This window comes from Rhodovulum sp. 12E13, assembly GCF_003340565.1.
Lineage (GTDB): Bacteria > Pseudomonadota > Alphaproteobacteria > Rhodobacterales > Rhodobacteraceae > HLUCCA09.
On sequence record NZ_QPLK01000024.1, the window covers coordinates 21733 to 42926 of the forward strand.

20 protein-coding genes, 1 tRNA gene and 2 pseudogenes are annotated in these 21194 nt (G+C 69.7%); 11 read left to right on the forward strand and 12 right to left on the reverse strand.

The features are described 5' to 3' along the window. Positions 1-122 precede the first annotated feature (122 nt). From DLJ49_RS17165 to DLJ49_RS17175, 3 genes are read left to right on the forward strand one after another with little or no spacing between them, the layout of a single operon-like run. Positions 123-1682 (forward strand): amino acid ABC transporter permease, encoded by a 1560-nt coding sequence (locus tag DLJ49_RS17165; RefSeq protein ID WP_233489166.1) that lies wholly within the window; start codon positions 123-125, stop codon positions 1680-1682. A gap of 54 nt (positions 1683-1736) precedes the next feature. Beyond that, positions 1737-3038 (forward strand): amino acid ABC transporter permease, encoded by a 1302-nt coding sequence (locus tag DLJ49_RS17170; RefSeq protein ID WP_115394779.1) that lies wholly within the window; start codon positions 1737-1739, stop codon positions 3036-3038. A 13-nt stretch (positions 3039-3051) separates the two neighbouring features. Then, the gene (locus DLJ49_RS17175; RefSeq protein WP_304466146.1) at positions 3052-3849 is read left to right on the forward strand and encodes an amino acid ABC transporter ATP-binding protein; all 798 of its coding nucleotides are present in this window, start codon (positions 3052-3054) and stop codon (positions 3847-3849) included. Positions 3850-3936: 87 nt separating this feature from the next. Here DLJ49_RS17175 and DLJ49_RS17180 read toward each other — a convergent pair whose 3' ends face one another. The 3 genes from DLJ49_RS17180 to argB are packed head-to-tail and all read right to left on the reverse strand — an operon-like array spanning position 3937 to position 6030. Next, complete coding sequence (locus DLJ49_RS17180; RefSeq protein WP_115394781.1) at positions 3937-4434, reverse strand: SixA phosphatase family protein; 498 nt, start codon at positions 4432-4434, stop codon at positions 3937-3939. Beyond that, on the reverse strand, positions 4431-5114 hold the full coding sequence (locus tag DLJ49_RS17185; RefSeq protein WP_115394782.1) for a ferredoxin: 684 nt from the start codon (positions 5112-5114) through the stop codon (positions 4431-4433). Before DLJ49_RS17185 ends, DLJ49_RS17180 begins: the two co-directional genes overlap by 4 nt. Positions 5115-5163: 49 nt before the next feature. Beyond that, on the reverse strand, positions 5164-6030 hold the full coding sequence (argB, locus tag DLJ49_RS17190; protein ID WP_115394783.1) for an acetylglutamate kinase: 867 nt from the start codon (positions 6028-6030) through the stop codon (positions 5164-5166). Between the two features lie 136 nt (positions 6031-6166). Between argB and DLJ49_RS17195 the strand changes: the two genes are divergently transcribed. Beyond that, positions 6167-6904: an SDR family NAD(P)-dependent oxidoreductase gene (locus DLJ49_RS17195; protein ID WP_115394784.1), complete on the forward strand. Its 738-nt coding sequence runs from the start codon at positions 6167-6169 to the stop codon at positions 6902-6904. Between the two features lie 7 nt (positions 6905-6911). On the opposite strand, the gene yihA is transcribed toward DLJ49_RS17195, so the two are convergent. From yihA to rpmH, 8 genes are all read right to left on the reverse strand, one after another. Further along, on the reverse strand, positions 6912-7562 hold the full coding sequence (gene yihA / locus DLJ49_RS17200; RefSeq protein ID WP_115394785.1) for a ribosome biogenesis GTP-binding protein YihA/YsxC: 651 nt from the start codon (positions 7560-7562) through the stop codon (positions 6912-6914). Further along, positions 7559-8311: an MOSC domain-containing protein gene (locus DLJ49_RS17205; RefSeq protein ID WP_115394786.1), complete on the reverse strand. Its 753-nt coding sequence runs from the start codon at positions 8309-8311 to the stop codon at positions 7559-7561. Before DLJ49_RS17205 ends, yihA begins: the two co-directional genes overlap by 4 nt. A gap of 10 nt (positions 8312-8321) precedes the next feature. Continuing rightward, on the reverse strand, positions 8322-10172 hold the full coding sequence (yidC, locus tag DLJ49_RS17210; RefSeq protein ID WP_115394787.1) for a membrane protein insertase YidC: 1851 nt from the start codon (positions 10170-10172) through the stop codon (positions 8322-8324). Positions 10173-10637: 465 nt separating this feature from the next. After that, positions 10638-12191: a bifunctional diguanylate cyclase/phosphodiesterase gene (locus DLJ49_RS17215; protein WP_115394788.1), complete on the reverse strand. Its 1554-nt coding sequence runs from the start codon at positions 12189-12191 to the stop codon at positions 10638-10640. Positions 12192-12282: 91 nt separating this feature from the next. Beyond that, positions 12283-13152, reverse strand: a complete 870-nt coding sequence (gene ttcA / locus DLJ49_RS17220; protein ID WP_115394789.1) for a tRNA 2-thiocytidine(32) synthetase TtcA — start codon at positions 13150-13152, stop codon at positions 12283-12285. A 158-nt stretch (positions 13153-13310) separates the two neighbouring features. After that, positions 13311-13583: a membrane protein insertion efficiency factor YidD gene (gene yidD / locus DLJ49_RS17225; RefSeq protein WP_115394790.1), complete on the reverse strand. Its 273-nt coding sequence runs from the start codon at positions 13581-13583 to the stop codon at positions 13311-13313. Beyond that, positions 13580-13963: a ribonuclease P protein component gene (gene rnpA, locus DLJ49_RS17230; RefSeq protein ID WP_115394791.1), complete on the reverse strand. Its 384-nt coding sequence runs from the start codon at positions 13961-13963 to the stop codon at positions 13580-13582. Before rnpA ends, yidD begins: the two co-directional genes overlap by 4 nt. A 41-nt stretch (positions 13964-14004) precedes the next feature. Continuing rightward, complete coding sequence (rpmH, locus tag DLJ49_RS17235) at positions 14005-14139, reverse strand: 50S ribosomal protein L34 (protein WP_115394792.1); 135 nt, start codon at positions 14137-14139, stop codon at positions 14005-14007. A 326-nt stretch (positions 14140-14465) separates the two neighbouring features. On the opposite strand from rpmH, the gene DLJ49_RS17240 reads away from it, so the two are divergent. The 5 genes from DLJ49_RS17240 to DLJ49_RS17260 all read left to right on the forward strand — a co-directional run bounded on the left by DLJ49_RS17240 (position 14466) and on the right by DLJ49_RS17260 (position 18993). Continuing rightward, entirely contained in the window at positions 14466-15206 is a 741-nt protein-coding gene (locus DLJ49_RS17240) for a TVP38/TMEM64 family protein (RefSeq protein ID WP_115394793.1), read from the forward strand. Further along, positions 15206-16669, forward strand: a complete 1464-nt coding sequence (locus DLJ49_RS17245; protein ID WP_115394794.1) for a dihydrolipoyl dehydrogenase family protein — start codon at positions 15206-15208, stop codon at positions 16667-16669. The genes DLJ49_RS17240 and DLJ49_RS17245 overlap by 1 nt, the downstream gene beginning before the upstream one ends. A gap of 35 nt (positions 16670-16704) precedes the next feature. Beyond that, positions 16705-18111: a sensor histidine kinase gene (locus DLJ49_RS17250; RefSeq protein ID WP_115394795.1), complete on the forward strand. Its 1407-nt coding sequence runs from the start codon at positions 16705-16707 to the stop codon at positions 18109-18111. Between the two features lie 201 nt (positions 18112-18312). Beyond that, a complete protein-coding gene (locus tag DLJ49_RS17255; protein WP_115394796.1) occupies positions 18313-18861 on the forward strand; it encodes a hypothetical protein in 549 nt (182 codons plus the stop codon). Between the two features lie 55 nt (positions 18862-18916). Further along, positions 18917-18993, forward strand: a tRNA-Arg gene (locus DLJ49_RS17260). On the opposite strand, the gene DLJ49_RS17265 is transcribed toward DLJ49_RS17260, so the two are convergent. Continuing rightward, positions 18956-19534: a hypothetical protein gene (locus DLJ49_RS17265; protein ID WP_115394797.1), complete on the reverse strand. Its 579-nt coding sequence runs from the start codon at positions 19532-19534 to the stop codon at positions 18956-18958. The genes DLJ49_RS17260 and DLJ49_RS17265 overlap by 38 nt on opposite strands. A gap of 89 nt (positions 19535-19623) precedes the next feature. Between DLJ49_RS17265 and DLJ49_RS17270 the strand changes: the two are divergent. After that, positions 19624-20745, forward strand: a pseudogene (locus DLJ49_RS17270) (IS256 family transposase); the annotation flags it as partial. 235 nt (positions 20746-20980) lie between these two features. After that, a pseudogene (locus tag DLJ49_RS17280) lies at positions 20981-21194 on the forward strand (hypothetical protein); the annotation flags it as partial.

Consider the following 21194-nt stretch of genomic DNA (forward strand, 5'->3'; position numbering starts at 1 on the left):
GCACGAATCCGGGAAGGGCGCGGGCACTCCGCGCCCTTCTCGTATCCGACGGACGGACAAGACAGGCCGGAAGAGGCGGGCACGGCCCCGCCCGGCTAACCGGCTCCAGCAGGGATATTGCCATGTCCTCGACGGTCGAGCCGCCACGGGAGCAGTTCCGGCTCTCGATGCTGCTGAACGATACGCGCTACCGGTCGTATACCTTCCAGGTCATCGCGCTCTTTCTCCTGATCCTCTTCATGGCGTTTCTCGGCTGGAACCTCGTGAGGAACCTCGCCGATCTCGGTCAGGACATCTCGTTCGCCTTCCTCGGCGAGCCCGCGGGCTACGACATCAACCAGCGCCCGATTCCCTACAACAACCAGGATTCGCACCTGCGCGCGGCCTTCGTCGGGGTGCTCAATACCCTCATCGTGGCCTTCCTCGGCTGCGTCACGGCGACGATCCTCGGCACCATCGCCGGCGTGCTGCGCCTGTCGAACAACTGGCTCGTGGCCAAGCTCATGGCGGCCTATGTCGAGGCGTTCCGCAACGTGCCGGTGCTGATCTGGATCCTTATCATCTTCTTCATCATGACGGCGGCACTCCCCGCGCCGTCGGCCTTCAGGGGCGCGGATCCCGACCAGACCATGCTGTTCGGCGCGATGGCGGCGACCAATCGCGGCGTCTACGTGCCCGAGCCTGTCCTTGGGCCGGGCGGCTGGCTCTTCGTGGCGGTGTTCCTCGCCTCGGTGGCGGGCGTTTTCGCCTATCGCCGCTTCGCCACCAAGCTGCTCTACGACACGGGCCGAGACCTGCCGCGCGGCTGGCCGTCGCTGGCTATCCTCGTGGTGCCGTCGCTCGTGGTCTGGCTCCTCTTCTCGCTCACCGCGGGCTCGGCGCAGAACGCGCTGCTGGTGCCCGAGGGTGCCGGCGGGCAAACGCTGGAAGACTATGTGATGGCCGAGGGCGGCGCGACGCTCTGCCTCGTCGATGGGGCATCGTCCAGCACCGTGGCCAAGACGGCGCTCCTGCGCCTGCAGGCTGCCGCCCGCTCGGGCCCGGTGGACGACCGCGTCAACCTGAACATCCGCACCAACCGGGTGGAGAGCCGGGCGGCCGCCGTTGCCGCCTTCGAGGAGGGGCAGTGCAACCTGCTCGCCGTGCCGCAGGAGGCGGCCGCCAACATCGCCGCGGGCGCGACGCTGGAGACCCAGCTGCGCGAGGGGCGTCCCATCGAGTGGGACAAGCCGTATCTCTCGGGCTTCAACTTTTCCGACGGCGTGCAGGTGCGCGGCTCGCTCATCGCGCTGTGGTTCGCGCTGGCGATCTATACCGGCGCCTTCATCGCCGAGAACGTGCGCGCCGGCATCCAGGCGATCCCGCGCGGCCAGACAGAGGCCGCGGCATCGCTCGGCCTGCGCCCGGGCCGGATCATGAACCTCGTGATCCTGCCGCAGGCGCTGCGGATCATCATCCCGCCGGTCATCTCGCAATACCTGAACCTGACCAAGAACAGCTCGCTCGCCATCGCCGTGGGCTACATGGACGTGACCGGAACGCTCGGAGGCATCACGCTCAACCAGACCGGCCGCGCCATCGAGTCGATCCTGATGCTGATGCTGTTCTACCTGATCATCTCGCTGAGCATCTCGGCCGTGATGAACGTGTTCAACAACGCCGTCAGGCTGAAGGAGCGCTGAGATGGTCGCACCGAAAGAGCGCCCGGCCACGAGTGCAGCGAAGGAGGGCCGCGGATGAGCGACGTTCACGCCCGCACCGTCGCCTATGTGCGCGAGTCCGAGATCCCGCCGGCGCCACCGCCCGAGGCGGTGGGCGGCGTCGTCAAGTGGCTGCGCGACAACCTCTTCTCCAACTGGTTCAACGCGATCCTGACGCTTGCGTCGCTCTACGCGGTGTACTGGGTGCTCGCGCAGAGCCTGCCATGGATACTCAACGGCGTCTGGAACGCGGGCAGCCTCGCCGAATGCCGAGAGATTCTCGGCGGCACGTCGGGGGCCTGCTGGGCCGTGCTGTCGGAGCGGTGGAACCAGCTTCTGTTCGGCTTCACCTACCCGTCCGAGCTCTACTGGCGGCCGTCGCTGGCCTTCCTGCTGCTGCTCGTCTGCGCCGCGCCGGTGCTGTTCCCGGCGCTGCCGCGCCGCATGCTGATCCTCACCGCGCTCTACCCGTTCGTGGCCTACTTCCTGATCTGGGGCGGCTCGATCTGGACACCGGTGCTCACGGCCGTGGGCTTCATGGTGGGCTATGCGGTGTATTCCCGGCTCGTCACCCAGAGTTTCGCCATGGGCTTTTTGGCGGGCACGGTGGCAGCGCTCGTGTTCTGGTCGCTGCAGGGCTACCTGGTACCGCCGCTCTCTACGGTGGCGCCGATCGCGCTCGAGGCCGTGCCGAGCCGCGACATGGGCGGCTTCATGCTCAACATCATCCTCGGGACCGTCTGCATCTCTTTGTCGCTTCCCATCGGCATCGCGCTGGCGCTCGGCCGGCAGAGCTCGATGCCGATCATCAAGTGGATCAGCGTGATCTTCATCGAGTTCATCCGCGGCGTGCCGCTGATCACGCTGCTGTTCGTCGCCAACGTGGTGCTCGCCTACTTCCTGCCGCCGCAATCCAATCTCGACCTGATCCTGCGGGTGGTCATCATGATCACCATGTTCGCCTCGGCCTACATCGCAGAGGTGGTGCGCGGCGGCCTCGCCGCCCTGCCGCGGGGCCAGTACGAGGCGGCCGACAGTCTCGGGCTCGACTACGCGCAGGCGATGCGGCTGATCATCCTGCCGCAGGCGCTGAAGATCTCGATCCCCGGTATCGTCAACGTGGCCGTGGGCCTGTTCAAGGACACCACGCTCGTCTCGGTCATCTCGATGTTCGACCTCGTCGGCATGATCCGGGGGCCGATCCTGGCGTCGACCGACTGGAACGGGGTGTACTGGGAGCTGTTCGGCTTCGCCGCGCTGCTGTTCTTCGTCGTCTGCTACGGCATTTCCCAATACTCGCAATGGCTGGAGCGGCAGCTCCAGACCGACCGACGCTGAGAAAGGACGCCCCATGAGCGAAGCACCGCAAATGCCGGAGGCCTCGGCACCGAAGAAGACGATGACCGTCTCCGACGAGGTGGCCATCGAGATCGAGGCGATGAACAAGTGGTTCGGCGCCTTCCACGTGCTGCGCGACATCAACCTGACCGTCTATCGCGGCGAGCGGATCGTGATCTGCGGGCCTTCCGGCTCGGGCAAGTCGACCCTCATCCGCTGCATCAACGCGCTCGAAGAGCATCAGGCGGGCCGGATCGAGGTGGACGGCACCGTGCTCTCGTCGGACATCAAGAACATCGACACGATCCGCTCCGAGGTCGGGATGGTGTTCCAGCACTTCAACCTCTTCCCGCACCTGACCATCCTCGAGAACTGCACGCTGGCCCCGATCTGGGTGCGCAAGACGCCCAAGCGCGAGGCCGAGGAAACGGCGATGCACTTTCTCACCAAGGTCAAGATACCCGAACAGGCGCACAAGTATCCCGGACAGCTCTCGGGCGGCCAGCAGCAACGGGTGGCGATCGCGCGCAGCTTGTGCATGCGGCCGCGGATCATGCTGTTCGACGAGCCGACCTCTGCCCTCGATCCGGAGATGATCAAGGAAGTGCTCGACACCATGGTCGAGCTGGCCGGGGAAGGCATGACGATGCTGGTCGTGACGCACGAGATGGGCTTTGCCCGGCAGGTGGCGAACCGGGTGATCTTCATGGACCAGGGGCAGATCGTCGAGCAGAACGAGCCCGAGGCGTTCTTCAACGATCCCAGGAACGAGCGGACTAGGCTGTTCCTGAGCCAGATCCTCGGCCACTGAGCTCGAGGCAAGGCGCTTCGAAGCGCCTTGAGAAGCGCTTTCGAAAGCGCTTGGCAACGCCCTTGCAAGGGCGTTCCGCGTCGCCGCTCAACCGGCGGGAGCGAGGTCGTGGGGGGTGAGGAACTCCACCACCTCGCCCGAGCCCGGCTGCAGCCCGGCCCAGTCGCCGAGGTCGAAGCGCAGGATCGTGAGGGCGCCGGTCGGGTAGTCGTCGAAGCGGGGATGGTCGGGCTTTTCGCGGGCGAGGATCTGCGCGAGTGCCCCGATTCCGGGATTGTGGCCCACCATCATCACCGTTTCGCCCACGGCGCCCTGCAGCGCGGCAAAGAGGGCGCCGGGCGGCGCTTCGTAGATGTCTTCGCGGATCTCGGGCGTCGCGTCGAGCTTGAGCCGCTCCAGCGTCTCGCGCGTGCGAAGGGCGGGCGAGCAGAGCACTTGGTCGGGTGTCCATCCCTGCTGGCGAAACCACTTGGCGAGGTCGCCCGAGGCGCGCTTGCCGCGCTTGTTGAGAGGCCGCTCGAGATCCTCGAGCTCGGGATTGTTCCAGCTCGACTTGGCGTGGCGGAGGAGGATCAGGTGCTTCATGGGGCTCCGGTGAAGGCGCGCATGTGAAAGGCCGACTGCGCCGGGGCGCGCGGGTAGCGGGCGGAGGCGGGGCACGCACGACGCGCTCGGCAGCCCGCCTCCATGCAATCGGCCCCCTCCGGTGCGGTGACATGGTCGCGGCAGGCGTCGATGTCGTAGGGCCCACCGCCCAGCGCGCCGACGGGACAGGCGGTGCGGCAGGGCTGGCCGGTGCAGGTTTCGCAGGGCGAGGGGGTGGGCGCCGGCAGGTCGATCCTTTGCCGGAGCGCCAGCGCGCCGCGCAGCGATACCCACAGGCCCGCCTCGTCGTGCACCAGCATGCCGACGGGTGAGGGGTGCAGCCGGCCGGTGCGCAGCGCCCAGGAGAGGAAGGGACGCCACGGCGGGCCGTCGAAGGGAAAGAGCGCCTTGGCAGAGAACGCGCAGGCAAGCCGTCCCACCGCGCGGCGCGACCAGCGGTCGAGCGGGTCGGGGCGGGTGTCCGCGAATTCGGGCTCGGCACTCACGCGCGCCCAGAAGCCGGGCTCGCGCGGGGCGAGCAGCACGACCGTCTCCGTGCCGGCGGGCAGGTGGTCGTCGTCCGCACGCGCGTGGAAGCCCCCAAGCGCCCAGAGCCCCGCCTCGGCGGCGCGCGCATCGAGTGCGGCGAAGCTCGGGGCAGGTGGGCGCGCGGCTTTCATGGGTGAAGCATAGGGCAGGGCGCAGGTGCGGGAGAAGGCATTTTCGTGCTCACCCCAGCCGCTCCTGCATGCGGATCATCGAGCCTGCGCCGTGATCGGTGAACAGCTCGAGCAGGCAGGCGTTGGGCTGGCGCCCGTCGAGAATGACCACGGCCCGCACTCCGCCTCGCAGGGCGTGAAGCGCCGTCTCGGTCTTGGGGATCATGCCGCCCGCGATCGTGCCGTCGCGCGTCATCGCCTCGACCTGTGCCGCGGTGAGCGCCGTCACCACCTTGCCCTCGGCATCCTTCACCCCCTCCACGTCGGTCAGAAGCAGCAGGCGGTCGGCCTTGAGGGCGGCAGCCACGGCGCCGGCGGCGGTGTCGCCGTTGATGTTGTAGGTCTCGCCCTCGCGGCCGGTGCCCAGGGGGGCGATGACGGGGATGATGCCGGCATCGTGAAGCTGGTGAAGGACGTCTGGCGTCACCTCCACCGGCTCGCCGACGAAGCCGAGGCTCGGGTCGGCCGGGTCGCAGACGATCATGTTGGCGTCCTTGCCCGACAGGCCCACCGCGCGGCCGCCCTGCATGTTGATCGCCTGCACGATGCGCTTGTTGACGCCGCCCGCCAGCACCATCTCGACCACCTCGATCGTGGCCTCGTCGGTGACGCGTTTGCCGCCGACGAAGCTCGACTCGATGCCGAGCTTGCCGAGCAGCGCGTTGATCATCGGACCGCCCCCATGCACCACGACGGGTCGCAGGCCCACCTGGCTCATAAGCGTCACGTCTCGGGCGAAGCCGGCCATGGCCGCGTCGTCGCCCATCGCGTTGCCGCCCATCTTGATGACCACGGTCGCGCCCGAGTAGCGCTGGAGGTAGGGCAGCGCCTCGGCGAGCGTCCGGGCGGTGGCGATGGAGCTGTCGGGGTCGGCCATCTGTCGTCTCATGTTCTCGGTCCGGTCGGGTCGGCGGGGCGCTCCCTGCTAGCCCCCGTTCCGGGCCGTGCCAAGAGGGCGATTTGCACGGGCGCTGCGGCGCGGTAGTGTGACGGCGACAGCCGGGAGGGCGCGAATGGGCGAGGCGCGGCAGAAGACGCTGGTGCTGACCGGGGCGAGCCGGGGGATCGGGCACGCCACGGTCAAGCGGTTCTCGGCCGAGGGGTGGCGGGTGCTGACCTGCTCGCGCCAGCCGTTCGATTCGCGCTGCCCGTGGCCGGGCGGCGAAGAGAACCATGTGCAGGTCGATCTCGCCGACCCGCACGACACGATGCGCGCCATCGAGGTGATCCGCGAGAAGGTCGACGGCAAGCTGGAGGCGCTGGTCAACAATGCCGGCATCTCGCCCAAGGGCGAAGACGGCGCGCGGCTGAACACGATCGACACCGACCTCCGGACGTGGGGCAAGGTCTTTCACGTCAACTTCTTCGCCCCCATCGTTCTGGCCCGCGGTCTGGTGGACGAGTTGTGGGAGGCGCGCGGCGCGGTGGTCAACGTCACCTCGATCGCCGGCAGCCGGGTGCACCCGTTCGCGGGCGCGGCCTATGCCACGTCGAAGGCGGCGCTCGCGGCGCTGACGCGCGAGATGGCGCACGATTTCGGGCCCCTCGGCGTGCGGGTGAACTCGATCGCGCCGGGCGAGATCGAGACCTCGATCCTGAGCCCCGGGACAGAGAAGATCGTGGACACGCTGCCGCTCAGGCGCCTCGGCCAGCCCTCGGAGGTGGCCGACGTGATCTTCTTCCTGTGCTCGGGGGCGTCGACCTACGTCACCGGCACCGAGATCGAGGTGAATGCGGGCCAGCACGTGTAGACGGGCCTCAGGCGAGAGTGGCGATGATGGCGCGCAGCGTCGCGATCCCCTCGCCCTTTTCCGACGAGGTGAGGACGAGTTCGGGAAAGGCCGCCGGGTGCGGCTGGAGCTTTTCGCGGACCTGGGCGAGGATGCGCTCGCGCTCGGCCGCCTTGATCTTGTCGGCCTTGGTCAGCACCGTCTGGAAGGGCACGGCGGCGCCGTCGAGCATCGACAGGATCTCCTCGTCGACCGGCTTGATGCCGTGACGGGCGTCGATCAGCACGAAGGCGCGGCGCAGCGAGGGGCGGCCGGCGAGGTAGGCGCGCAGCAGGCGCTGCCAGCGCTCCACCACCGGCAGGGGCGCCTTGGCGAAGCCGTAGCCCGGAAGATCGACGAGGTAATGGCTCTCGCCGAGGGTGAAATAGTTGATCTCCTGGGTGCGGCCCGGCGTGTTTGAGGTGCGCGCGAGGCCCCTGGTGCCCGTCAGTGCGTTGATCAGGCTCGACTTGCCGACGTTGGAGCGCCCGGCGAAGCACACCTCGAGACGGTCGGCCGGTGGGAGCCCGTCCATCGCGACGACGCCCTTGAGGAAGTCCGCGCCGCCGGCGAAGAGCTTGCGGCCCGCCTCGGCGGCCTGCGGATCGGGCGGCTCGGCGAGGGGGAAGGGAAGGCTCATGGCAGGGTGACTGCCGCGCCTTCGGCGATCTCGCCGCCCTCGACCACGCGCGCGTAGACGCCGAAATCCTCGTGGTCCCAGGAGCGCAGGGCAGCGAGCGTGTCGCGGTCGCGCCGGCCGCTCTCGGGGTTGGCGGCGGTCGCCATGCAGCGCGTGATCCGTTCCTGCACTTCGAGCACCGCCTCGCCGATCCGCAGGCACTGACCGGGCCAGTCGAACTCTTCCCACGGCGCGAGGCCGTCGAGCCAGAGATTGCCGCGCCAACGGTGGATCGAGAGGCCCGGATCGCCCAGGCGGTCGGCCACGGCGCGGTGGCTGGCGCAGTTGTTCACCGCGACCCAGGGCTCGGGCACGTCGGTCAGCGCGGTGTCGGCCGAGACGAGGCCGGTCGGCGGCGGGAAGCTCTCGGGCCAGAGCGGCCCGAGCCAAGCGACCAGGGCGGCCGAGGCAGCCGCGTCTTCCGGGTCTATCTCGATCTCGTCCTGTTCGGGATGCGCCAGCGTCAGACGCCCCGTATCGGGATCGTGGGTCGAGGTCACCGCCATCAGTGCCGGCGCGCTCACCCCGCGCAGGAAGTTGCCCTTTGGCGCCCAGGTGCCGTCGAAGCGGGCGTTCGCATGGGTGACCGCCCAGCGCCGGTCGAGGGGCAGGGGCGCGCCCGCCTCGAGGACGACCGCAGGCAGGCGCTCGCGCGAGAGCGCCTTGACCGGGTGGCGCCAGATCTGCGCGAGGCGGGGTGCGCCGCTCACGTCAGCAAGCTCACTTCGCGTCGGGTTTCGACTTGCGGAAGCTCGACGCGATGTTGCCGAACAGGTCGGGCTTGTATCCCTGGCTGCGCATGATCGCGTATTGCTGCGCGAAGGTGAGCACGTTGTTCGCGATCCAGTAGACCAGCAGACCGCTGGCGAAGCCGCCGAGGATGAACATGAACACCCATGGCATCCACGCGAAGATCATCTGCTGCGTGGGGTCGGTCGGCGCGGGATTGAGCTTCTGCTGGAGCCACATCGACACGCCGAGCACGATCGGCAGGATGCCGATGAAGATCAGCGCGAGCAGCGACTCGGGCGGCGGCGCCTGCCACGGGAACAGGCCGAACAGGTTGAAGATCGAGGTCGGGTCGGGCACCGAGAGGTCGCGGAACGGGCCGAACCACGGCGCGTGGCGCAGCTCGATCGTGACGAAGATCACCTTGTAGAGCGAGAAGAAGATCGGGATCTGCAGAAGGATCGGCAGGCAGCCCGACGCCGGGTTCACCTTTTCCTTCTTGTAGAGCTCCATCATCTCCTTCTGGAGCTTCTGGCGGTCGTCGCCGGCGCGCTCCTTGATCTTCTCCATCTCGGGCTGGAGTTCCTTCATCTTGGCCATCGACACGTAGGACTTGTAGGCCAGCGGCAGCAGGAGCGCCTTGATCAGGAGGGTCAGGGCGATGATCGACCAGCCCATGTTGCCGATCCAGATATTGAGGAAGTGCAGAACCGCGAAGATCGGCTTGGTCAGGAAGAAGAACCAGCCCCAGTCGATCGAATCGAGGAAGTTCACGATGCCTTCCTCGTTCTGGTAGGTGCGGATCACTTCCCATTCCTTGGCGCCGGCGAACAGGCGCGAAGTCTGCTCGGCGGTCGCGCCGGGGGCGAGGTCCAGCGTGGGGTAGATCGCGCGGGTCTGGTAGATGTCGGGGCCCGGCTGGTAGAGTACCGCGAGCGTCGAAGTGACGCCCTGCTGCGGGATGAGCGAGGTCATCCAGTACTTGTCGGTGAAGCCGATCCAGCCCTGCTCGACCCCGCCGAACACCTCGCCGGGCACGCCGAGCTGGGGCGATACGTCGAAATCGGCGACCTGATCGTACTTGAAGCCGCCCTCGACGAGTTCGTCGTTGACCCAGCCGACGACGCCCTCGTGAAGGATGAAGAAGTTGGCGAGATCGTCGGGCAGGCCGTGGCGGGCGATGATCCCGTAGGGCGCGGCGCGGCGGGCCTCCTGCGTGGGGTTCTCGACCGACTGCGTCACCTCGAAGAGATAGGCGTCGTCGACCGTGATCGTCCGGCGGAAGATCAATCCCGACGGGCTGTCCCAGCGCAGGACGACGGGGGTGTCGGGGGTAAGCACGTTACCCTGCTCGACCTGCCACATCGTGTCGGTGCCGGGCACGTCTTCGGCCGTCAGCCCGCCGCCGGGCGCCCAGCCGTAGAGCGCGTAGTAGGCGCCGTCGGTGCCGACGGGCGACAGCAGCGTGACATCGGGGCTGTCGTCGGCCAGCGTCTCCTGGTAGCGGGTCAGGTCGAGGTCGTCGATCCGGCCGCCGAGAAGCGAGATCGAGCCCGACAGGCGCGGCGTGTCGATCTCGATGCGCGGGGCGTCGGCAACCTCCGATGCCGCGGCATCGGGCTGTGGTGCGGCCGGTTCCGATCCGCCGCCCGTCTCCGCGCTGCCGGGCACCGAGGCGATGGGCGCGCCCGTCGCAGGGTCGACGGTCGGGGCCTGTTCGGAGGCGACGGGCTGCTCCGCCGGCGGCACGGGCTCTTCCGGCGGGAAGAGCAGGAACCACACCAGGATGACGAGAAAGCTCAGGGCCGTGGCCAGGATGAGGTTCTTGTTCTGATCGTCCATCAGCGGGGCACCGGTCGTCCGAGGGAGGGAGGAGAAGGTCGTCGTCGCTTCAATCGGTCAGGGCCGCGAAGGTCAAGAGCAAAGCCCGATGCGGGCGCCGCGCCGCGCCGTCGCGCCGGAGTTGAAGTGGGCATCGGGGCGCGCCTTGCCAAGATCGGCGCCGGTCGGCAGGGCGTCTTGTATGCGAGCCGAAGCAGGATAGGCGCCACCGGCCGGCCACCAGGTGGAAGGGCGAGCCGCGGCCGACGGCACCGACATCGACGGTATCGGCATCATCTGTATCGCATTGGCCGGGGCGCGAGGCGCGTCGGCCGGGGCGAGGGTTGTGCTGCGGGCTGGCGGACCCGGTGCGGCGCGTTCGGCCGGAGCGCAGAGTGCGCCGGCGCAAGCGCCCTGCACGGGCGCCCCCCCGCGGGCGGCCCGGCGAACGTGCAGCCCCCCCCAACGGGGCGGTCGCCGCGCCGTTCAGGCCGACAGGCTCGAGGCGGCGTCCTCGCTGTCGAGCCGTGCAGCGTAGCTCTCGAGCCAGGCCTCGGCCTCGTCCAGAGGCATCGGGCGGGCGAGCAGGTAGCCCTGGATGTGGCCACATCCCATCGAGGCGAGCAGTGCGCGCTCGGCCCGCGTCTCGACCCCCTCGGCCAGCGTGTCGAGATCCAGTTTCTCGGCCATCGAGAGGATCGCGGCGACCATCTTGTGCTGGGCCGGGTCGGCGTCGATCCGGGTGACGAAGGAACGGTCGATCTTCAGCCGCGAGACGGCGAAGCGGCGGATCGAGGCGATCGAGGCCGAGCCGGTGCCGAAATCGTCGAGGTCGATGGCGCAACCGAGCGTGGCGAGGCCGGCGATGTTGGCCGAGACGGCGTCGTCGTCCGGGGCGGCGACGACCGTTTCGAGCACCTCGATCGCAAGCCGCTCGGGCGCGAGGTCGAAGCGGTCGAGTTCCCATCTCACCCGCTCCACGAGACGGGGATTGCGCAGCTCGGCCGAGGAGAAGTTGACGCCGATGCGCGGCACGTCGAGACCCTCGCGATCCCACCGGCGCAGGGCGGAGAGGCCGTTGAACAGCATCACCTCGCCGAGCCGCTCCATCTTGCCGGTCGCCTCGGCGGTGGGCAGGAAATCGGCGGGAGGAATGATGCCGCTTTTGGGGTGATTCCAGCGCGCGAGAGCCTCCATTCCCGTGACGCGGCCGGTTTGCGCGCAGACCTGCGGCTGGAACCATGGCACGATCTCGCCCTCGTCGATGGCCCGGCCGATATCGTCGGCCAGGGCGCGCCGATGGGCAGCGCGGCCGCGCATCTCGGCCGAATAGGCGCGCACCGCGCCCTCGCCCACGAGCCGCGCCTCGTCGAGCGCGGTCACGGCGGCCTCGAGAAGCGCCTCGCCCGTGCGTTGCGGGGCGCGTCGCTCCAGGCAGAAGCCGGCCGAGAGGGTGACATAGACGCTGCCGGAATCGACGCTGACGGGCTCGCTCGCCGCGCCCTGCAGCCGTTCGACGGTGCGCAGCGCGAGGTCCATCCCCGCGTTGCGGACGGGTGCGAAGAGCACGGCGAAGCGGAACTCGCCGATCCGGCCCACCCGGTCCCCCGAGCGCGCCGCCGAGGCGAGGCGGTCGGCGGTGCGGCACAGCACGGTCTCGAGCCCGGCGGGGCCGAGCCGGGCGGCCAGCTGCGGCCCGTGGTCGATCTCGAAGGCGACCACGATCGCCGTCTCGGCCTCGGATCCGATGGACACGAGCGAGTCGTCGATCTCTTCGGTGAGCCCGTCGCGCGTGAGGTGGCCCGTCAGCCCGTCGACCTGCCGCTGGTCGCGGTCGAACAGGCCCGACAGCACCAGCAGGAGCGGCACGGTCAGCGCGACGATCATCAGCACGCCCTGAAGGCCGAACCATGCCCCCGCCAGCATGAGGGCGGGAGCGAAGGCGAGCAGCTGGGGGCGCAGGAAGGTGCGGCGCAGGGAGCGCGGAAGCCTGCGCTGCCAGCCGCGGATCGGCGTCGTGCGCTGGCGCGGCGTGGTCATGGCTCTCCTCCATGCGGCCTGAGGCGGGCGTCGGGAGGACGCTAGGCGCTGGGGGTGGCCAGAGGCTTAACAGGCGCGGCCCGGTTTTCGCTCAATTTTCGGTATCGGGCGTGTCGGCATCGGGCGGCGGGGCGGCGCCCAGCTCGAGCCCGGCGAAATCCCACAGCTTCGGGTCGAGCAGGTGCGAGGGCCGCGCGTTCATCAGTGCGCGGAACATCACCTGCCGCCGTCCGGGGCTGCTCGCCTCCCATCCGTCGAGGATTCGCTTGACCTGCTGGCGTTGCAGCCCGTCCTGGCTGCCGCAGAGGTCGCAGGGGATGATGGGATAGCCCATCGCGCGGGAGAATTTCTCGCAATCCGCTTCCGCGACGTGGGCCAGAGGGCGCAGCACGAACAGGTCGCCCTCCTCGTTGACCAGCTTCGGCGGCATCGTGGCCAGTCGCCCGCCGTGGAAGAGATTCATGAAGAAGGTCTCGAGAATGTCGTCGCGGTGGTGTCCGAGCACGACGGCCGAGCACCCTTCCTCGCGGGCGATCCGGTAGAGGTGGCCGCGGCGCAGCCGCGAGCAGAGCGCGCAGTAGGTGCGCCCCGCGGGCACCTTGTCGGTCACGATCGAGTAGGTGTCCTGGTACTCGATGCGGTGCGGCACGCCCATCCGCTCGAGGAACGCGGGCAGGACGGTGGCGGGGAAGCCGGGCTGCCCCTGGTCGAGATTGCAGGCGAGCAGATCGACCGGCAGGAGGCCGCGCCATTGCAGCTCGGTCAGCGCGGCGAGCAGGGTATAGCTGTCCTTGCCGCCCGAGAGGCAGACGAGCCAGCGGGCGCCCCGCGCGTGCACCATGCCGTATTGCTCCACCGCCTCGCGCGCCAGACGCACGATGCGCTTGCGCAGCTTGCGGAACTCCGTCGTGGCGGGAGCGCCATGGAACAGCGGGTGGATGTCGTCGGACTCGTCGAGCATGGGCGGTCTATGCCAGAGGGCCGCGTGCGCGGGAAGGGCCCTCGCGCCCATGTCCGGCGTCGTGCGGGGCGCGCGCGTGGTGCCATGCGTATTTGGAACAGAAAGAAGCGGCGGGCGGGGGGCGGCGCCTTTCGCCCCGCCGATGGCTGGCCGCGCGCTCAGTCGCGGCGCGGCCGGGCGGAGCGGTGCATGGCATCATGCGAGGGGTCGGCGCCGGGGACGGGGTCGTAGCCCGATCCGCCCCATGGGTGGCACGAGCCGAGGCGGCGGGCGGCCAGCCATGCCCCGCGCAGGGCGCCGTGCCGCTCCAGCGCCTCGAGGGCATAGGCCGAGCAGGTGGGCTGGTAGCGGCAGGAATGGCCGAGCCAGGGCGAGAGCAACAGGCGATAGCCCCGCACCGGCAGGGAAAGGAGCCATGCGGCGGGGGTCATGCCGGTGGCTCGGGGTTGCTCTCGCGTCGCGCGGGCGCATGGATGCGGGCGAGCGCGCCGCGCAGGTCGTCGAGCAGCAGGGGGTAGGGGCGCTCTGCGGTGGCGCCCGGGCGGCCGATCAGCACGTAATCCCAGCCGGCGCGGCCGGCCTCGGGCAGCACCTCGCGTGCGAGGGCGCGCAGCCGTCGCTTGGCGCGGTTGCGGGCGACTGCATTGCCGACCTTGCGCGAACAGGTATAGCCCACCCTCGCCACCTCGGAAGCGGCCTCGTCGGGCCTGCGCTTGCGGGCCTGCAGCAGGAAGCCCGCCGTTCCCGCCCGGCGGGCGCGGGCGGCGGCGAGGAACTCGGCGCGGCGCGTGAGGCCAGCGAGCGCGGGCATGGGAGACGGGCCCCGGCCAGGGGCCGGTGCCGGGCCGCGGCTCAGGCCGACAGCTTCTTCCGGCCGCGGGCGCGGCGGGCATTGAGAATCTTGCGCCCGGCCTTGGTGGCCATGCGCGCGCGGAATCCGTGGCGGCGCTTCCGCACGAGGTTGGAGGGCTGGTACGTCCGCTTCATCTTGCTCGTCTCCGGCAGGGGCCCCGCCGGGGCCTCTCGTCTGTCACGGGCGGCGGCCGAGGGCCGGCCCGGGGTGTTGCGAAGCCCCGCGCATAGGCGGTTCGCGCGGGCAAGTCAACGCGGGCGGGCGCTTGAAACATCGCCCCGCGCCCGGCGCGGGAATTGTTACAGAAGGCGGGCGAAGACACGCCCGACCTCACGGAAACCGGGTGCGGGCATCAAGGCGGCGTGAAGGTCGTTTCCGACAGCCTCGCCGTGGCGCATCTAGGGGACAGCCGGCGCCCGCCGCCCGACGACCAGCCGCCGCCCGACGAAAGGATCGCCCAATGCACGACACCGCCGACGACAGCCGGCCCGACCGCGGCGGCGCCCTGCGCCTCCTGCCCATCGCTGTCATCGCTGCGGTGGCGGTCGGCGGCGCCGTGCTGCTGGGCGACCGGCTGACCTTCGAGACGCTGGCCGAGCATCGCGAGGCGCTGCTGGCCTTCCGCGACGCCAACTATGCCGCGACGGTCGCCGCCTTCATCGCCGCCTACGTCGCCATCGTCGCCTTCTCGCTGCCCGGCGCGACGGTCGCCACCCTGACGGGCGGCTTCCTCTTCGCCACCTTTCCGGGCGTCCTTTTCAACGTCGCCGCGGCCACGCTGGGTGCCACCGCGATCTTCCTCGCCGCCCGCTGGGGGCTTGGCGAGCGGCTCGCGGCGCGGATGGACGCCTCGGAGGGCATGGTGAAGCGGATCAAGGCCGGGATCGACGCGAGCCAGTGGGAGATGCTGTTCCTCATACGCCTCGTGCCCGCGGTGCCGTTCTTCGTGGCCAATCTGGTGCCGTCGTTCGTGGGCGTGCCGCTCTACCGCTTCGCCGTGACGACCTTTCTCGGGATCATTCCGGGCGCGCTGGTCTACACCTCGGTCGGCGCGGGGCTGGGCGAGGTCTTCGCCGCCGGAGAGACGCCCGACCTCGGCATCATCTTCGAGCCGCAGGTGCTGCTGCCGATCCTCGGGCTCGCGGCGCTCGCAGCTCTGCCGCTCGTGCTCAAGGCCGTGCGCGGCCGGAAAGGGCTGTGATGTTCGACGCGACCGAAACCGACACCAAGGCGCGGGAGGCGCCGCCCGCCCGCACCATCGAGACCGACATCTGCATCCTCGGCGCAGGCTCGGGCGGTCTGTCGGTCGCGGCCGGCGCGGCGCAGATGGGCGTTCGGGTGGTGCTGATCGAGGGGGCCGAGATGGGGGGCGACTGCCTCAACCACGGCTGCGTTCCCTCGAAGGCGCTGATCGCCGCCGCGCACCACGCCCACGCTATGGAGACGGGCGCACCCTATGGCGTGGCGCCGGTGCCCGCGCAGGTCGACTATGCCAGGGCCAAGGACCATGTCGCCCGCGCCATCGCCACCATCGCGCCCCACGACAGCCAGGAGCGGTTCGAGGGCCTCGGCGTCACCGTGATCCGCGCCTGGGGCCGCTTCGTGTCGGAGCGCGAGGTGCGGGCCGGCGACGCGCTGATCCGGGCGCGGCGCTTCGTGATCGCCACGGGCTCGCGCCCCTTCATGCCGCCGATCGCCGGGCTCGACACGGTGCCCGTGCACACCAACGAGACGGTTTTCGCCCTGCGCGAACGGCCGGAGCACCTGATCGTGGTCGGCGGTGGCCCCATCGGGATGGAGATGGCGCAGGCGCACCGGCGTCTCGGCAGCAGGGTCACGGTGATCGAAGGCGCCCGCGCGCTCGGCCGCGACGACCCCGAGGCGGCCGCGCTGGTGCTCGAGGCGCTCCGGGAGGAGGGCGTCGACATCCGCGAGGGGGCGGCCGTCGAGCGCGTCTCGGGTGTCGAGGGCGCCATCACCGTGAAGGCCGGAGGCGAGGAGGTGACGGGCACGCATCTGCTTGTCGCGGCCGGTCGCCGGGTCGACGTGGCCGGCCTCGGGCTCGAATCGGCGGGGGTGCGGCACGACAGGGCCGGCGTTAAGGTCGACGCCGCGCTGCGCACGTCGAACAGGCGCGTCTACGCCATCGGCGATGCGGCGGGGCAGGGGCAGTTCACCCATCTGGCGGGCTATCACGCCGGGGTCATCCTGCGTGCGATGCTCTTCGGCCTGCCGGCGAAGGCGAAGGGCGCCCATATCCCCCGCGCAACCTACACCGACCCCGAGCTCGCGCAGGTCGGTGCGACCGAGGCGGAGGCGCGCAAGCGTCACGGTGCCCGGCTGGAGGTCGTGCGCGCCGAGTTCGCGCAGAACGACCGCGCGGTGGCAGAGGGGCGCACGGCAGGCTTCGTCAAGGTGATGGTCGTGGGCGGGCGGCCTGTCGGCGCCACCATCGTCGGGGCGCAGGCCGGCGAGCAGATCGCGCTCTGGTCGCTCGCCATCGCGAACCGGATGAAGATGTCGGCGATCTCGCACGCGGTGCTCCCCTACCCGACACGGATGGAGGCGAGCAAGCGTGCGGCTGGCGCCTATTTCACGCCGCGCCTCTTCGAGAACCGGACGGTCAAGCGCGTTGTGGGTTTCGTGCAGCGATTTCTTCCCTAATTGGGGGTTATCCATTGCGGAGCCCCGCCACGTCGATGCGCCGATTCCTGAACTCACTCTCGGGCAGGTTCCTGATCCTGACGGTCATCTTCGTGATGATCGCTGAGATCCTGATCTTCGTGCCGTCGGTGGCGCGCTTCCGCGAGGATTACCTGCTGTCGCGGCTCGAGCGGGCGCAGATCGCCTCGCTCGCCCTGCTGGCGGCGGACGACATGATCGACGCCGGCCTCGAGGCGGAACTGCTGGAGAACGCGGGCGTGCTCAACGTGGTGCTGCGGCGCGACGAGGCGCGTCAGCTCGTGCTGTCGTCGCCGGTGCCCGCGCCGATCCACGCCACGTTCGACCTGCGCGAGGCCGCCCCCGCCACGCTGATCGCCGATGCGATGCGGCGGCTGGCCGACCCGGAGGCGCGGGTGATCCGCGTGATCGGAGACCCGGTGCGCGAGGCGGGCCTGCTGATCGAGGTGACGCTGACGACCGACCGGTTGCGCACCGAGATGATCGACTACGGGATCCGCATCCTCGTTCTGTCGGCGGTGATCTCCGTCGTCACGGCGGGCCTGCTGTTCCTCGCCGTGCGTTTCGTTCTCGTCACCCCGATCCGGCGCGTGGTGGGCGCGATGCAGAGCTATGCCGAGGCGCCTGAGGACGCCCGCCGAATCATCGAGCCGCGGGCCGGCGTGACCGAGTTGCGAGAGGCCGAGGAGGCGCTTCAAAGCCTGCAGACCCAGCTGACGGGGGCACTGCGCCAGAAGGAGCGGCTGGCCCAGCTGGGCGGCGCCGTCGCGCGCATCAGCCACGACCTGCGCAACATCCTCGCCACCGCGCAGCTCTTCGCCGACCGGATGGAGGTGAGCGAGGACCCCAAGGTGCAACGCGCCGCCCCCAAGCTGGTGGGCGCGATCACCCGGGCCGTCGCGCTCTGCGAGGGAACCCTCGCCTTCGGCAAGGCCGAGGAGCCACCGCCGCGCCTCGGGCTGGTGCAGCTCGCCCCGCTCGTGGGCGACGTGATCGAGAGCGAGCGGCTCGCCGCCGAGGACGCGCCGGTCAGCTATGGCGAGGACGTGCCGGCGGGGCTGACCCTGCGGGCCGACCCCGAGCAGCTCCACCGCGTGCTCGCCAATCTCGTGCGCAACGCGCGGCAGGCCATCGTCGCCTCTGGCGAGGAGGGGGAGATCTGCGTGTCGGCGGCGGAGGAGGGCGAGGGCTGGACGATCCGTGTCTCCGACACCGGCCCGGGCCTTCCGCCGAAGGCGCAGGAACACCTCTTCCGCCCGTTCTCGGCCGGCACCCGCAAGGGCGGAACGGGTCTCGGCCTCGCCATCTCCGAGGACCTCGTCAAGGGGCACGGCGGCACGCTGCGGCTGGAGCGGACAGGGCCTGATGGAACGGTCTTCGTGCTGTTCCTGCCCAAGGGCGCGATCCAGCGGCCCGCCGCCTGAGCGCCCGCCGCCTGAGCGCCCCGCCGCCTGAGCGCCCCGCCACAGTCCGTCTGCCGACCGAGCGGCGGGCGGCGCCGGCGCTCCGTGGCGGGTGCCTGCCCGGGTCGTCCCGCCGTCTTTCCGACAGGCGTGCGGCGCCGGATCGCCGCAATCCCGTGCCATGCGGAGACCGCGGCAGAGGAGCGACTGGCGAGACGCGGCATGCGCAGGCGATTCTACCTTGGGTTCTTCATGGTCGGGCTCGCCGTCACCGGCACGGCGATGACCGGCGGCGACGTGGGCGAAACACTCACGACGGGCTTCAAGCGCGCCGCGGCGGATCTCCCCTTCGCCGATCGTCTCGTGCCGGGTCTCTCTGCCGGTCTTGCCGCCGGCTCCGGGCCGTCCGAGACGCCGGCGGCGACGCCCAAGCCCCCCGGCCCGGATCCTTTGGCGAGCCTCGTCGCCACGGCGCGCGAGATGCTTGCCGGCGACCAGGAGGGGCCGTCTCCGGGCGCGCTTCCGGATCCGCCGGCGGGCGAGGAGGGCACGATGCGCCAGATCGCCCCGCCCGAGGGCTCCGACCGTGCCGCAATGGAGGCCGCGCTGCGCGCGCTCGCCCGCTCCTTCGCCCCGCCGGACGCCGCCCGCCCGGCCGTCTCCGTGCCGCGCCCCGAGGCCGATCCGGCGGCCGAAGGCCCGCGCGCCGCGCCGGTTGTCCTGCGCCCGGGCGGCGGCAGCAGCGCGGGTCTGCCCCAGGTCGGACGCTGAGCCCGATTTCGCCTTGCATCGCGCCGCCGCCGTGGCTACACCGCCCCCACTCCGGGCGCTGGTAGCTCAGTTGGATAGAGTACCTGACTACGAATCAGGGGGTCGGGGGTTCGAATCCTCCCCAGCGCGCCATCTCACATTTCATTGTGGAAAAATCGCCTAAGGCCTTGAAAGGATAGGCCATTTTTGGGGTTCGAAGTCCCTGATTCCGGCAGTGCGGCAGGGGCTCCAAAAACGCCAGTCTCAGCACCGTTTTGCGCAGCGCAAGATCAGCATTTTTCCAGACTTTCCAAGGACTTGAAAGGAATCGCGTCGCGAGTTCGAACGACTCCTCCCAGGTGGTCTTCGGAGTGGCCCCTTTGTCGAGTCGCTCACGCAGCAGCAGCTTCTCGCGTTCAAGCGCGCTGACACGCCGCTCATAGGCGCTGACAACGCTCTGATTGGACGCATCGACGATCCTGTCGAGCAACTCTTCGATCTTCTTGTCGAGCTTGCGCAGCTCGATCTTCGCCCGCGCAGCCATGTCCTCGGCTTGTGCGAGCTTCATTTGCCATGCTTCCTTGAACATGGCCTTCGCCAGCTCGTAGAGCCTTGGTGAGGGCTCCATCGAGTGCAGCAGCGACTCGAACCGCTCTTCCAGATCATCGCGCCGGATCGACTTGCGATAGCTCACGCAGCCCTTGGTCTTGCAGAGATAGTAGGCATGCTTCTTGCCGGTCTTGCTCTTCGACCAGCAGGCCGTGAGCGGTTCCGCTTACCGAGATCGCGCGCGATGGGGCGCGGCGCATGCTGGCGGCCGCGCTCCGCGCTGAAGCCGACGCCTTCGTCGCGCAGCATGCCGAGGAGACCTTGCCGGATGGGCGCCAGCGGGTGGTTCGGCACGGGTACGGGCCGGAGCGCAGCATCTAGACCGGGATCGGCGCGCTCGAGGTGCGGCGTCCGAAGGTCCGCGACCGCGCCGAGGGCGTAGCGGCCGAGAAGAAGGTCCGCTTCAGCTCGGCGATCCTGCCCCGCTGGGCGCGCCGGTCGAAGAGCCTCGATACCCTGCTGCCGGTGCTTTACCTGCGCGGCATCTCCACCGGGGACTTCCAGGAGGCACTCTCGGCGCTGCTCGGCACGGATGCGCCGAACCTGTCGCCGAACGTCATCTCGCGGCTGACCGGCGAGTGGCAGCAGGAGTACGACCGCTGGCAGCGCCGCGACCTCTCTGCGCGGCGGTACGTCTACATCTGGGCGGACGGCGTCTACCTGCAGGCCCGCATGGAGGCCCGAGCCGAGTGCATGTTGGTCATTCTTGGGGCCACACCTGAGGGGAAGAAGGAACTCGTCGGCTTCCAGGTCGGCGTGCGGGAGAGCGCGCAGAGCTGGCGGGAGTTGCTGGTCGACATCAAGAAACGCGGCCTCAAGGTGCCACCCGAGATCGCCGTGGGCGATGGGGCGATGGGGTTCTGGAAGGCCCTCGACGAAGTCTTCCCGGGCACGCGTCACCAGCGCTGCTGGGTTCACAAGACTTTCAACGTCCTGAACAAGTTCCCGAAATCCATGCATCCGGCGGTGAAGGCCGATCTGCGCGACATCTGGCAGGCCGAGACCCGCGCCGTCGCCGAGGCCGCCATGGACACCTTCGCGGACAAGTACGGGGCCAAGTACGAGAAGGCCGTGACCTGCCTGACCAAGGACCGTGAGGCGTTGCTGTCCTTCTACGCCTTCCCTGCCGAGCACTGGGACCACCTGCGCACCGGCAACCCGATCGAGAGCGTCTTCGCCACCGTCCGGCACCGAACGGTCCGGACCAACGGCGCCCTGTCGCAGAAGACGGCGAAGCTGATGGTCTTCAAGCTCGTTCAGCATCGAGTCGGAGTCTTCGCCGAATTCGATGGACGGGCTCTTGAGCACGCCGCCCACGCCCGCGATGTCCGCGCGCAGCTTCAGGTGGGCATCCAGTCCCCGCGCGAGGCGCGAGATGTCGTCGATGATCACCGCATGACTGTCCCGGCGGCGGCTGCGCAAAAAGCGCAGCATCGCCTGGGCGGTGTCAGCAAACCGTGTTGGTTCGCCCTTTGTTCTTGTCCGTCAGTAGAGTAGGATCGGCGGCTTCTGAGCCTGCCGGAGACCTGCCATGCCCCGCTTCGATCCGACCGAGTTCGGCCGCTTGCTGGCCCGTCTGACACCGCAGGAGCTGCGGCAGGTCGAGGGGATGGTGGCAGAGGCGCAGGAGCGGGCCGAAGCGGTGCTCGAGATCGACGCCCGCGCCGAGGTGGGGGGAGCGGCGGCCGCTTGCCCGCGCTGCGGTGGCGGCGAGCGCATCCGGTGGGGCCGGACCCGGACGGGCG